Source organism: Leptolyngbya sp. FACHB-36 (assembly GCF_014695955.1).
Lineage (GTDB): Bacteria > Cyanobacteriota > Cyanobacteriia > Leptolyngbyales > Leptolyngbyaceae > FACHB-36.
Genome location: NZ_JACJPG010000302.1, coordinates 1 through 13,008, shown reverse-complemented (window position 1 = coordinate 13,008; position 13,008 = coordinate 1). Strand labels below are relative to the sequence as shown.

Sequence of the window (13,008 nt, the reverse complement as noted above, 5' to 3'; positions counted from 1 at the left end):
CTCAAGCAAGCGCAGGCATCTGCAAGCCGCGATCAAATTGCGGATGCGATGAACGGGATTTCTGGAATTCCTAAAAACAGTCGGCACTACGAGATGGCACAGCGACTCCAGGAAGATTGGTCGCGGGAGCTACTGCGTCAGGCAACGAATTACTGTCGGCAGGCTAAAGTTGAAACCGCAGTCTCAATGCTGAGCACGATTCCGGCAACTAGCCAACTGCACGATCGCGTGACAGAACTGAGGCAGCGCTGGAGCAAGCAAGCGAAGGTGTTGGATCAGGCGATCGCTGCCAAAGACGCAGAGGACTGGCAGCAGGCAATTTCAGCCATTAAGTCACTGGAAGGGTCGCCGATGTATCACAGCCTTCCGGTACAAGAGCTGTTGCAGCAAGCGATGACAAACCTTTATGAGCCAGAGGAATCGCTAACAGAGATTGCCACGTCAGACTTACCTGCTGTAGAGTTATCAGACGAATTGCAGCAACCCGATCAAGTCTTGGTAGAAATCGCTACGCAAGACTTACCCACCGTGCAGCCGTCGATTACCCCTCCGGAGAAGATATCCGTCTCGCCTGCACCCACCCAGCAAGCTTTCTAGAATCAATCACAAAGCGTTGTTAGATGGATAGAGTGGGCACTGCGCTATTGAGCGGTTTCCGCTTGTAGTAACACTGCCCACCCTACAGAAGCCGTAAAGCACGTCTCATAGTCTCTGCTCCCCAGCTTTCATGGTGAGATAGGGTTCCCAATCAAAGCGAGAATCTGCTGCGGCAAGAATTCCGCGAATGGTACGGCGCAGCGCGGCTTCATAGTGTTCACTGCCGAACGCTTTTTGAAGATTCATAATTCGGTCAGCCAGATACCGCATACGCCTGGGTAAGGCGCGGCGGTAACCTGTGTAAACCCAAAACCCCACGCACTTGTCATCATCCCAATCGTTCGTTTCCTGCCAGTGGCGAACGTGGCGATCGAGCAAGGCTTCATCCACTAGACCGTCCGGGACTGGGAGATACATGAAAACTGGCAAGCCGGGTTTTGGGCACCATTCATTAGGGATGGGTTCTAAACTGTTGTCTATTTTGCCGCGCCGATTCTTAAGAACAAAGATTGCCTCTGGAAAACGCCGAGATAGCTCCTTTGGGCTTTGAGTCAATAGATCAGCGCATCCACACCATCTCAACAGTTCAATACCCAAAGCGTTGCCCAATCGGGTGCGGATACTATCCAAGTCCACAGTCCCTTCTTGGGTGGTTTCTTCAAGAATGGCTCGAACCTCCGCGAGTTGATGCCCACGCGCAATCCCTAAGCGCTCTAGCTCACTTACCATAACGTCAAGAGCATTTTCAGAGGGACCTTGACGCTGTATATCGATAACACAGGACTCCTGAGAGCGGTCATAGATCCTTATCTCAAGTCCGTGGTCCTGAGCATACGAATAGTGCAGCAGTACACCAGAATTCTCCTCTACGACGACATCGATTGATTGAGCTGGATTCCAGGCTCCATCTACTAAGAAGGGGACATACTGTCCCATCTGAGGAAGCACTAAGCCGTAGCGACGAATCTTTTTAATCAGCGACACTGCATCCTCGGTGGTTGCATTGAAGAGATAATAGCAATCGCTAAACTCACTCATCTGAGCACACAACCTCTCACTACAGCCTCACGATCGCATTCAACATTACGCTCTGTCGTTCGAGGTTTTGGAGAAATCCACTCCAAATAGCTGTTTAAGAGCCACTAACGGGTCTTCTTGAGTCAGGCTCGTATCGACAAATAGATTGTGCGCCAGCTTTAGCTGAGCCGCGCTGTAGGGCTTCTGGTTAGGAGCCTGAGACACCGCTAAGCTTAGATCGTGAAACCACTTCATTAGAACAGGCAGCGGGTGTTCCAGCGTCACTGAGGCGCGATCGCTGGAGAACTTGAGAATCCGTCGCTTAAATCGGGCATTCAACAGCGTGTAAATGGCTCCGTCCTGGACAATTTCCCACCGCGATCGCGGCATTGCTTTTTCGCTCCAGGCAACCCACAGGCGCATTCGCTTTAGAATCGCGTCTGAACTCGTGCGGTCAGACAAATAAAAGGTGAGTCCGGTGGTCGCGGGCAGTTCCAGGATGCGACGGGTGGGTTGAGCCACCTGATTTGGAGGTGTCGGTAAACCACGATCGGGAGGAGAGCAATCAGTGGACGAAACCGGAGGTAAGGCGGCTGTGTCCAGCAGTGGTTCGGCAACTGAGGTTTGAACCAAATGGGGACGAGACAGGGACTGCTCCGGTGGAAGCGCTACCGTTGACACCTCCCAGCGATAGCGATCGAGCCGCCCTCCCTCATACATGCAGACGGGAAAGGGATATGTCTGCTTGGCAATGGGCTGATAGGTCTTTGGGTCCAGATACTCCAGATGCAAATGAATTGCTGGCGTATCGTTTTGCTGCTTGGTAAATGTGTAGTCTGGCGGCGGCGGCTCCAGACAGATCAGACGGACGATTTGAACAACGGCAGAATTAGTGCTGTCCCGCAGTTGAAACACGTTGTGCGGCGGGTTAAAAATAATTCGCCCTTCTGCGTCCAAAAAATAAGAGAGGACACAGCCTTGAGGAATATAAAATAGCGTGCCAATGTATCGGTCTAATTTAGGTTTACGCCGTCTCAGGTAGACGTAGTACTGCGTTGGTTCACTCAATCCCCGCGCGTGATAGCTATAGTCTTTCTTGAGCAGCAGGCGGGTATTGTGGCTAACCGTAGCAGACGGAGTGCTGCGACGATGGCGATCGCCAATTTCTCGCAACCCAAACTCTAAAACGGTTTGGATAGACTCCGTTTCCAGCTGAGAAATCAGCTTGCGAATTAACGCGACCTTAGCTTTTGGTTGAAGCTGAATCGCTTGATCGAGCAGATCAGCACGGCACTCTGAATCCTCCAGTGCGGCATCTGCTTCGGAAGGCGCATCACGAAAGTGCTCACTCACAGCTTCAACTGGTCCAATCGTAGTTTGAGCCAGCCTCTCATCCACGCCAGGGGCAGGAACTTCACAACTCATATCAGGAACATAACTGGAGGACCCACACACCACGTATCGCTACATCAAATCAACACGATTTAGTTGACTGAGTAGCAATAGGCTTATTCTATCCTAAAGCCTTTCTAACCCTGAGAACCTGATCAAACGATTACTCAATGCAATCCATAGAAAACGTATAGATTTAATGAAGAGCTGATGTAGAGAATTTCAGAGCAACCCTCATCAGGCATTCTCGGATGATTAGTCAGAGCACGATCTGGGTAGCATTTTAGGTCGATCGATCGCGTTCTCTGTGACAATACTTGCATCCTTGAGCGGCTGATTGTCCTGCAATTGATGTAACGCCACTTCGATTTGTTTGCGTTTACTGACATCGATTAGAACGCCATCAAACCATAACAACCTGCCGTTCTGATCAAATACGCCTTGCTTACGTTCGGCAACCCAGCGCACACTGCCATCGGCGTGAATAATTCGATACTCGATCGAGCAGCGATGGCGATCAAGAACACTTTGAATCAGCGAATCTTTAATCAGAAGAATGTCATCTGAGTGAACGATGCTGAGATAAGAGCGGACTTGATTGTTAACAAATACGGCCGATGGATAGCCTGTAATGTTTTCAATTTCATCACTAATAAAGTCCATTCTGTAGCTTGAATCGCATCGAAACACTGCGCCAGGAATGTTAAGAATCAAAGATCTAAACTTCTCTTCACTGGCTTGCAGTTCGACCTCTAAACATTTGCGATCGGTGATGTTGTGCCCACTAATCACGATTCCGTCGATTCCCAGCGCTAAAGGAAACCGCTGCCCCTGGAGATGTAAGGAAACCCAGCGACCAGACTTCATTCTCCACCAGCATTCGATGTCTGGTCGATCGCAATCACTATCGCTACCCCAGAGCTGCAAGACGAGTTCAAACTCATTAAAATTATTGGGGTGAATAAATTCTGTAATGTACTGCCCCAGCAGTTCTTCCTCCTTGTAGCCCAATATTCGCTCAATCGCAGGACTGACGTATAGAATCTGTCCCGTATTGCTGGCTTGAATAAACAAATAGGGGCTGTCCAAAACCAGCGTCTTCCATTTTTCCTCGGTCTTAATTAGCGCGCTGTAAGTTTTTTTGCTCTCCGTTATGTCCTCAAACAGAACTGCAAAATATTTCGTAAATCCGTGAACAGAGGTAGATAGCTCGATTAATGAAGCGCTGACATTCATCCAAACAATCTCACTCTGTCTAGAGACAAACCGCTTCTCAGCCGTGTAAGAGTTAATCTCTCCATTAAACAGCTTCTGCCTCAGCTTTGCATCTACAAGTCGATCGGTTGGATGAACAAACGCTTCAATGTTCAGGGTTTCACGATCGGTCGTTCCCAGCAGGTCATGCAGCCTCTGGTTACCCGTAACAATCGTTCCATTTGGGTCAATTAAAGCCGCCGCCAAACTGGAGTAGGCAGACCGAGCGATCGCTTGCTCATAGGCTGCTATCAGTTTGGTAATCCCTCCCACATCAGCTTTTTGAGCGGTTAGGAACATTAACTTTGCATCTGGGTTAAATTGCAGGGAACATTCAATGTCATCTTCGGCGTCTCTAGGTTTAGCAGAAAATCCAATGCGTTCGCCGTGTAGGGCACGCTCCCAAATCTCTGTTAGCCCTATTCGCCTGCTTAGCTGTGATGCAAAAAAGTCAAAGAATCCAATTGCGCGATCAATTCGTAATAACTCTAGGAAGCTCTGGGTGGCATAAATTGCCTGACCTCGATCGTCGTATACGCAGAGTGGATTGAGCAGTTGCTCCAGGAACTCCAATGCTTTTTCAGATTGAATCCCAGGAATATTCCAAAAAGAAGAAACCATCGTTGACTGTATACCTGCTTTGCGGATGGAGCAATACCAGAGTGGAGTTATCCGCTTCTAGAGTTTTGCACTGGTTGAAGCGGAGCGGCTCAAAGAAGCCAATGGAACTTGATAGCAGTGCTCATTGAACCGCTGTTTCAGTATCTTGAACGCTGTCGATTCAATCAAGGGCTGCTGACCCTCTGGTAGCTACACCCCTAGTGTTCAGCAAAGCGCATCCAGCTCGGACAAGAGATGGATGCATGCTCAGCTTCGCTAGGCTGACTCATCAAGTCATCGGTTTGTAAACTCTCAAGCGCCCTGATGGCTTCGAGACGACCGATGACTGCGACTATAGTTATTGATTTTGTGCCCCTAGAAATTCTGCTGTATGCTTGTTTGTAGATTGTCACAGCGCCGCGCATGCCAAAATAGGACGATTACAGGGGTCCTGTATGCTTGTTTAGAGAGTGTCACAGCACGTATGTCGTGTGACAGTTCGGCAGCACTGGCTTTTGTCGAAAATTAATTAGAACTGCTATGGAAAGTAGGTTCCAGTTAGTTTGGTTCTCCTGCCCAACCCGGTTCTGTCACAATTTGTAGCCAACAGCGATTTTGATCACTATAATCTACACAAGGCATCTAGCCAGGCTTACCACTGCGCGGTCATTAAGTAAGGGTAAGCGAGTTCATCTACCATTTTGACGCTATTTGTTTTGCAGACATATCCTGATTTGAGTCCTGCTCCCCTAATGCGAGGAAGTGGACCCAATTGCGACTGTGGTTTATGTTTGCAATGATTAGCACGCATAAGAACCCTCAGATTTTGAGGACATCGGGATGCTCTAAGCTTTGCTGCACGATCGATCCGTCCTTCAATTGACTTCGCATATTTTCAGTGATTCTAGATCCGCTGCATTGGCGGTAAAACCCGTGTAAGCATGACTGCACGAAAGGCTAAATTGGCATGATTGGGCAACTCTTAACTGGACGCTACCTCATCTTGGAGAAACTGGGAGCGGGTGGGTTTAGTGAAACATACCTGGCTCGCGACAAATATCTCCCGTATCATCCGCTGTGCGTGGTTAAACGTCTTAAATTGCCGCCTAGCGACACAATCTCGTTGGAGACTGCGCAGCGATTATTTGAGACAGAAGCGTGCGTTTTGGAACAGCTAGGGCGACAGCACGCCCAAATTCCAACGCTGTTTGCTTACTCTCATGCGCAGGACCCGATTTATCTGGTCGAGGAGTACATTGAGGGGATTAATTTAGGCGAATGGCTAGCCTCGGAAGAGCGTCTGCCCTCAAAGGCAGCGATCGGGCTGCTGTTTGACCTACTACCCGTACTGGACTACCTCCACTCCCACCGCGTGATTCACCGCGACATTACGCCGAGCAATTTGATTCGGCGACCGGATGGCAAAGTCGTTTTAATTGATTTTGGGGCAGCGTGCTTTTTACAGGAGAACGAAGCGAGTACCAAACCCGACAATGATGCCCCCATCACCATTGGCACCCCAGGCTACATGCCGAATGAGCAATACTTGGGCATGGCTCAGTTAAATAGTGACCTGTATGCGCTGGGAATCGTCGTGATCCACCTGCTGACAGGAGCAGACCCACGGCAGTTTAAACCAGACCTGATTTCAGGAGAACTAGACTGGCAGCGATATCTCGGTGAACACGCTGTTGAGCCGGAATTCATCGCTATTCTTAACCGGATGGTGCGCGAGCAGGTTGCCGATCGCTACCAACGGGCGATCGATGTTCTGACAGATCTTCAGACGTTGCCTGCTGCAAAACAGTTCCAGCGATGGAGCTCAATTTACACCTGGAAATCAATTAAATGGGGCAAGGCGATTCAAAAAAGAGCCATCCCCATTACCGCTGCCGTGATGCTGGTTGGAGTCGGAGGATGGTTTGCTCAGGCGCACAGTGAACACCTTGGCTCGCTTCTGAGCCAGGTAGGAAAGGCATTTCCTCGATCGAATGTGCACCTGACCATGCTGCACGATACCCCCGCTTCGGATGTTGAGCGGATGATAATTGCGCCAAACAACCGCCTTCTGGTAACGGCAGGGTCCGATCACAGTTTGCAGCTGTGGTCGCTGCCGGATGGTGCCCTGCTCAAATCTCTGCCCGGACAGCAGGGAAGTGTCAAAGCCTTGGCTATCAGCCAAGACAGCAACTTCCTAGTCAGCGGCGGCGAAGACGGCAGCGTTCGGCTGTGGGATACGGCTGGAACCTTCCGGCGAGCATTTCAGGGGCACACGAAGCCTGTCACGACGATCGCCATTAGTCCAGATTCCCGCACGCTAGTCAGCGGTAGCCAGGATGGAACGCTGCGCCAGTGGGATATCCAAACTGGAAAGCTGCTGCAAACCCTGAAGCTGCCAGCAGGAGAAGTGACAGCGCTTACCTACGGCACAACCTCGAATCAGATCATCAGTGCCAGCAGCACTGAGTCAACCCGTCAGCTTCAGGTCTGGGATCTGCGGGCTGGAGAATTGAGCCGGACGTTTACTGGGCACACGGACGCGATCGTCAGTTTACAAGTGGTAGATGACCACCTGTACAGCTTTGGCAAAGACCGAGGACTGGTCTGGGACCTCAAGCGTGAGGAATTAGTGCAGGTGCTTTCGGAAGAATCCGCGCACTCGATTACGGCTTCTTTGTGCGATCGTCACATCATGAGCATTCACGACGACGGCAAAATTCGCGTGTGGATTCCTAAGGCAGGACGGCTCGCCATGAAACAAGCGGGCGCGCTAGAGCGTAACGCAAACGCTGTCCTCAGCCCAAATCATCAATATTTGGTGAGTTGGAGTACCGATCGACATTTGCGCGTCTGGCAGATCCAGGACAGCTCGGTTTACTAGCTTGTTGGACCATTCAATTTTTTGCAGAACACCAAGGCGACTCCTATGCTGCACAACGTTTCAGAGAGAACCATGCACCGTGTTCGATGGCTGTTAGTCATCGGTTGGCTGCTGCTAATTGCGTCTCTGTTCTATGACCCAATTACCCCACTGTTTACGCAGGCAGACAATTGGACCAGTCCGTTCCGCATCAAGCCAGATGCATGCATCAGAATTCGAGAGGAATGTCTGCCGCAAACACCCTTTTCGATGAGCGCACTTATTTGGTGGGCAATGATTGTCCCCTCTGGAATTTTCATTCTATTGGTGTTGGGACATGAGTTTTGGCGACGCATTTGTCCGCTGTCGTTTCTGTCGCAAATTCCTCGCGCTTTGAAAATTCAACGGCGGCGTAAAGTCGTCGATCCAGTAACGGGCGAAGCGCGGATGGAACTAGTGACGATCGGCGAAAACTCCTGGCTGGGGCGTAATCACTTGTACGTTCAGTTTGGGTTATTTGTGCTGGGGTTGGGCATTCGGATTTTGTACATTAACTCCGATCGCATTTCTCTTGGCAGTTTTCTGATTGGCACAATTCTTTGCGCTATTCTGGTTGGCTATTTGTACGCGGGCAAAAGCTGGTGTCAATATTTCTGTCCGATGGCACCTGTGCAACTGGTCTACACAGGTCCACGATCACTATTGGGCAGCCAGAACTATCTCCAGAAAACGCCAATTACGCAGTCCATGTGTCGCACCGTTGATTCTAAAACGGGCATGGAACAAAGCGCCTGTGTAAGCTGCAAAGCGCCGTGTGTTGATATTGACGCAGAGAAAACCTACTGGATGGAACTCAATAAACCCGGTCGTCGCTTGGTGCAGTACGGCTACTTGGGTATGGTGATTGCGTTCTACCTATACTATTTTCTCTACGCGGGCAACTGGGACTATTACTTCACTGGGGCGTGGACCCACGAAGAGGATCAGGTTGCAAAAGTTCTGGACACGGGTTTCTACATTTACGGGCAGGCGATTCCGATTCCAAAGGTCGCAGCCGTGTACATCACCTTTGTGGTCCTTACTGCCATCACGTTTACGATCGGACTCATCACCGAAAAATTGTGTCGCCGCTATTTGAAATGGCGCGGTCGGTCGTTCTCCGCAGAACAAGCGCAGCACATTGTGTTTACCCTGTTTACGGTGATTTCGTTCTGGACGTTCTTTTCCTACGGAGCGCGTCCGTCGCTGAACCGGATGCCGCTCTACCCGCTGCTTGCTTTTAATGCGCTGATTGTTTTGGTTGGCTCGATGTGGGTATACCGCACCATGCGTCGCACCCGAGCGCAGTACGAGCGCGAAAACACGGCTAACAGCCTCAGAAAGCAACTGCAAAAGCTGCCGATCGATCCGGCACTGCTAGAGGGACGATCGTTCGATGAGCTATCGCCCGATGAGTTGTATACGCTGGTGAAGGTGTTGCAGGGCGTCTCGCAGCAGTTGCGAATGCAAACCTACACGGGAGTGGTGCAGGACTTGCTTACACAGCAAGCCGTGACTGCCTCTGGCAGTTTCGAGTTCTGCAAAAAGCTGCGACAGGATTTACAGCTCAAAGATTCAGACCACTTTGCCGCGATCGAAACGATCGCCACGAATAATCCAGAGTTGCTAGCGTCTCAGGCACAGGCAACCCCCGCGAAGATTCACAATGCGGTGACGTTGGCAAAGACGATCGCCAAGCCCGCGAGAAAAGGAACTCGTCGTAGTTAGGTATTAGTCGTCAGTTGTCAGTTGTCAGTTGTTAGCCGTTGATCGTTACTGAATTGCAGTGAGAAGGACTAGGGCGATCGAGCCTACCAGCTATTAACTAACAGCTACTTACTAATCGATATCCCCAAGGAGATTACCCGCATGTTGACCCTGAAGTCAGTAAACTTTGAGCAGCGACAATTTCAAAATCATCACCTCAAGCAGTCCCGATTAGGACAGGCAGAGTGGATTATTGGACGTAGCGCCACCTGCGATTTGGTTCTGACTAGCCCTGAGGTGAGCCGCGTACACGGGCGAATTGTCTACATTGACAACGCCTACCACTTTATGGACGCTGGCAGCGTCTCTGGATCACTACTCAACGGCGAGAGCGTTCCTGTGAACGAGGTGCGGCAACTTCGCGCTGGCGATCTGCTCCAGCTTGGGGAAACATTTTTGCACATTGAGGAATTAACCATTCCTTCGGCTTCGGCACCCGATCGCGCGTCCCAACCTCCCCTTGTGCTGCCCGAAACCGCGTGGACCAATGAAGATTTATTGTGTCGCTGCTCCCGGATTATTGACGAAACACCGGACGTGAAAACCTTTTGTCTCACAGCAGAACCACCCGTGCTGTTTGCCTACAAGCCAGGGCAATTTGTCAACCTGGAGCTGGAAATTGATGGCAAAACGGTGATTCGGTCCTACTCAATTTCATCGTCTCCCACGCGTCCGTACCATCTAAGCCTGACGGTGAAGCGGGTACCGAGCCCTCCCGATCAGCCCAATTCGCCTGCGGGTCTTGTCTCTAATTGGCTGCATGACCATCTTCAGGTGGGCGATCACATCAAGCTGCTGGGTGGTCCACTGGGACACTTCACCTTTTTGCCCAATTTACCTTCCAAGCTGCTGCTGATCTCCGCTGGAAGCGGCATTACACCAATGATGTCGATGTCGCGCTGGGTGCAGGACACGCTTGCCGACTGCGATGTCGTCTTTCTGCACTGCGCTCGCACACCAAACGATATTGTGTTCCGCACCGAACTGGAAGCGATCGCCGCTCAAATGCCCAATTTCCATCTAGCAATTACTCTGACGCAGTCCTCGAAGCACGGCTGGATGGGATTGACGGGGCGAATTTCTCAATCAATGCTGCAGCTGGTGGTGCCGGATCTGCTCGATCGCGCTGTTTTTGTCTGCGGTCCCGAAGGATTTATGCAAGGCATCCGCGCTCTGATGGAAACGCTGCAATTTCCGATGCAGAACTATAAGGAAGAAAGCTTCGGCAGCAAGAAATCAAAGCCCGCCCGATCGCAGCCTGAACTGGCCCGACCGCAGCCTGAACCGACTCGATCGCAGCCTGAATTGGTCCGATCGCAGCCTCAACTCGCAACAATTGCAGATTTGGATGCTCCACTCACCGTTGCCCAGAATGGGAATGGTAAGGGGCAACATTTAGAGACGCTGCTAAAAGATCTGCCACCACCTGTGAAGTCACCGCGTGGAACTGCAACTCCGGCAATTCACTTTATTAGCTCCGATCGCACCGTGCCCACCGACGCGAACAGCTCGATTCTGGAGGTTGCCGAGCAGGAGGGAATTCAAATCCGCAGTGGGTGTCGAGCAGGAGCCTGCGGAGTGTGCAAAGTTCGGGTACACAAGGGGCAAGTCCGCTACGACGCGCAACCTCCTGCCCTGACAGCCGCCGATCAGCAGGCAGGCTATGCGCTGAGCTGTGTAGCTTATCCGGTTAATCAACTGGCGATCGAAGCTTAATGTGTCGAGGTTTGCATGAGCTGACGCTCAAACCTATTGGTGAGAAGCTACCGTTTCGGCAACAAACCGAGATTTCTACCGATAAAGTTATCTAACCAGCGATCGGGCAGCGCTAGGGGAAGAATCCAGTTGCGAATTGGGTTAGGCACGATCGCATACCGCGCCTTTGGCGTTTGAGTCTCGAACACTTTCCTGATGAATCGTCCAACCACGTCTGGAGAGTACCCCTGCCTGCCAATGCCAGTGATGTACTGCTGAAATGCCTGTATTGGTTTTGCGTACTCTGTTTTGGCATAGCGACTCATGTCTTGAGCAGAGTCCTTATCCCAGATGGGCGTCCGGACGGCACCCGGTCCAATCAGAATCACATCAATGTCGTGAAGCTGCAATTCTCGTCTCAGGCTATGAGACATGCCCTCGATCGCGTGCTTACTGCCCACATATGCGCCAATGAAAGGAGACGCAATCTTACCGCCAACCGAGCTAATGTTGATGATCCGACTGGATTTTTCTGGCGATCGTCTAGCTTTCAACAACGGTAGAAACGCTTGAGTCACGGCAATAGGACCAATCACATTCACTTCAAACTGCCAGCGAATTTCATCGAGTGGTTGATAAGCTAGCGGACCACTCGTAGCAATTCCAGCATTGTTAATTAGCCCAGCCAATCCTCGATCGCCCACGGTTGCCTTCACTTCCTTAGCAGCAATCTGCAAGGCGTTTGAGTCGGTCACGTCAAAGACTAGCGGAATAAAGCTGGAACCAATTTCAGCCTTTAAGCGTTTGGCATCTTCCTGTTTGCGAACGCTACCAAACACCTGATAGCCACAACGAGCAAATTCCTTTGCTGCACCGTAGCCAATTCCCGAAGAGACTCCAGTAATTAAAATACTGTTCACGTTGCTTCCCTACGCTGATTTGCAGATTGATTTAATGCCACCTTAAACTATGGACTATACTCCAGAGTCAAGCGACCATGCTAATCGGCGAACTAGCAGAAAAATCGGGTCTTCCAGTTGATACGATCCGCTTTTACGAAAAGAAGGGATTGATTGGCTCTGCGCTGATTAGACGCAGGAGCAACAATTACAGGGAGTATTCAGACACTAGCCTGGAGAGATTGCTTTTAATTCAACAAGGCAAACGTCTTGGATTTACGCTCGCCGAGATCCAGGAATTGATCAAAGATTTGGAGAGCGATCAACTCACGGATACCAAAAAGAAGAGCATTATCCTCCAGAAGATCGAACAAATTGACGAACGAATCGAGCAGCTAAAGACAATGAGAGTTTATCTTTCGGAGAAGATGGAGCGCATCGGTCAGTGAGGAGCGATCGCAGCACTAGTCCTGCAGCCATCGCGATCGACGGCTACGCGTGCGACTGCGTTATCTCGTACTTACGGACGAGTCATTGCCTCAGTTGCACTACCAGCGGTAGAACTGCCGCACGCAATGTTTTCACCGATGGTAGAGGGGCGCTGTAAAAAATCTTATTACCATTCGTATTAATCAGCACCAGATTGAAGCATTGCCGGAGTGATCAGAACTGTCTGATCCATAGCACCGCTTTCAGTTCTGCGCCGATCGCAGTTAAACCCCTATTTAAAAATTTGCTTTCACAACCAATGAACACACCGCTCTGGACTGGAACTGTCTACCCGCTTGGAGCATACTGGGACGGCAACGGCACAAATTTTTCAATTTTCTCTGAGCACGCGACAGGGATTGATCTGTGTCTGTTTGACGAAACCGATCGCGAGACTCG

10 protein-coding genes are annotated in these 13,008 nt (G+C 50.6%); 6 read left to right on the top strand and 4 right to left on the bottom strand.

Features of this window, described 5'->3' with window-relative positions; translation table 11 throughout:
• The coding region (locus H6F43_RS08275; protein ID WP_206754547.1) for a hypothetical protein at positions 1 to 597 on the top strand (597 nt) is incomplete at its 5' end.
• 105 nt (positions 598 to 702) lie between these two features.
• On the opposite strand, the gene H6F43_RS08270 is transcribed toward H6F43_RS08275, so the two are convergent.
• The 3 genes from H6F43_RS08270 to H6F43_RS08260 all read right to left on the bottom strand — a co-directional run bounded on the left by H6F43_RS08270 (position 703) and on the right by H6F43_RS08260 (position 4,881).
• Positions 703 to 1,635 (bottom strand): hypothetical protein, encoded by a 933-nt coding sequence (locus tag H6F43_RS08270; RefSeq protein WP_190342321.1) that lies wholly within the window; start codon positions 1,633 to 1,635, stop codon positions 703 to 705.
• Positions 1,636 to 1,680: 45 nt separating this feature from the next.
• Entirely contained in the window at positions 1,681 to 2,967 is a 1,287-nt protein-coding gene (locus H6F43_RS08265) for a hypothetical protein (RefSeq protein ID WP_190342320.1), read from the bottom strand.
• A 294-nt stretch (positions 2,968 to 3,261) separates the two neighbouring features.
• A complete protein-coding gene (locus H6F43_RS08260; protein ID WP_190342319.1) occupies positions 3,262 to 4,881 on the bottom strand; it encodes a PAS domain S-box protein in 1,620 nt (539 codons plus the stop codon).
• A gap of 946 nt (positions 4,882 to 5,827) precedes the next feature.
• Between H6F43_RS08260 and H6F43_RS08255 the strand changes: the two genes are divergently transcribed.
• The 3 genes from H6F43_RS08255 (at position 5,828) to H6F43_RS08245 (ending at position 11,242) form a co-directional block, all read left to right on the top strand.
• Positions 5,828 to 7,741 carry a serine/threonine-protein kinase gene (locus tag H6F43_RS08255; RefSeq protein WP_190342318.1) on the top strand — a complete coding sequence of 638 codons (1,914 nt, stop codon included), beginning with the start codon at positions 5,828 to 5,830 and terminating at the stop codon, positions 7,739 to 7,741.
• Positions 7,742 to 7,813: 72 nt separating this feature from the next.
• On the top strand, positions 7,814 to 9,487 hold the full coding sequence (locus H6F43_RS08250) for a hypothetical protein (RefSeq protein WP_199290213.1): 1,674 nt from the start codon (positions 7,814 to 7,816) through the stop codon (positions 9,485 to 9,487).
• 141 nt (positions 9,488 to 9,628) lie between these two features.
• A complete protein-coding gene (locus H6F43_RS08245) occupies positions 9,629 to 11,242 on the top strand; it encodes a 2Fe-2S iron-sulfur cluster-binding protein (RefSeq protein WP_199290212.1) in 1,614 nt (537 codons plus the stop codon).
• A 47-nt stretch (positions 11,243 to 11,289) separates the two neighbouring features.
• Here the strand turns inward: H6F43_RS08245 and H6F43_RS08240 are convergent, their stop codons facing one another.
• On the bottom strand, positions 11,290 to 12,141 hold the full coding sequence (locus H6F43_RS08240) for an SDR family NAD(P)-dependent oxidoreductase (RefSeq protein WP_190342316.1): 852 nt from the start codon (positions 12,139 to 12,141) through the stop codon (positions 11,290 to 11,292).
• 77 nt (positions 12,142 to 12,218) lie between these two features.
• Here H6F43_RS08240 and H6F43_RS08235 point away from each other — a divergent pair, with 77 nt between their 5' ends.
• Together H6F43_RS08235 and H6F43_RS08230 are read left to right on the top strand one after the other, a co-directional pair.
• Complete coding sequence (locus tag H6F43_RS08235; RefSeq protein ID WP_190342315.1) at positions 12,219 to 12,569, top strand: MerR family transcriptional regulator; 351 nt, start codon at positions 12,219 to 12,221, stop codon at positions 12,567 to 12,569.
• A 299-nt stretch (positions 12,570 to 12,868) separates the two neighbouring features.
• Positions 12,869 to 13,008 (top strand): hypothetical protein (locus tag H6F43_RS08230; protein WP_190342314.1); only part of this gene is annotated, 140 nt, incomplete at its 3' end.

Coding starts and splice junctions, on each gene's coding strand:
- H6F43_RS08270 (WP_190342321.1), bottom strand. CDS start 1,635: ATGAGTGAGTTTAGCGATTGCTATTATCTCTTCAATGCAACCACCGAG.
- H6F43_RS08260 (WP_190342319.1), bottom strand. CDS start 4,881: ATGGTTTCTTCTTTTTGGAATATTCCTGGGATTCAATCTGAAAAAGCA.
- H6F43_RS08255 (WP_190342318.1), top strand. CDS start 5,828: ATGATTGGGCAACTCTTAACTGGACGCTACCTCATCTTGGAGAAACTG.
- H6F43_RS08250 (WP_199290213.1), top strand. CDS start 7,814: ATGCACCGTGTTCGATGGCTGTTAGTCATCGGTTGGCTGCTGCTAATT.
- H6F43_RS08245 (WP_199290212.1), top strand. CDS start 9,629: ATGTTGACCCTGAAGTCAGTAAACTTTGAGCAGCGACAATTTCAAAAT.
- H6F43_RS08235 (WP_190342315.1), top strand. CDS start 12,219: ATGCTAATCGGCGAACTAGCAGAAAAATCGGGTCTTCCAGTTGATACG.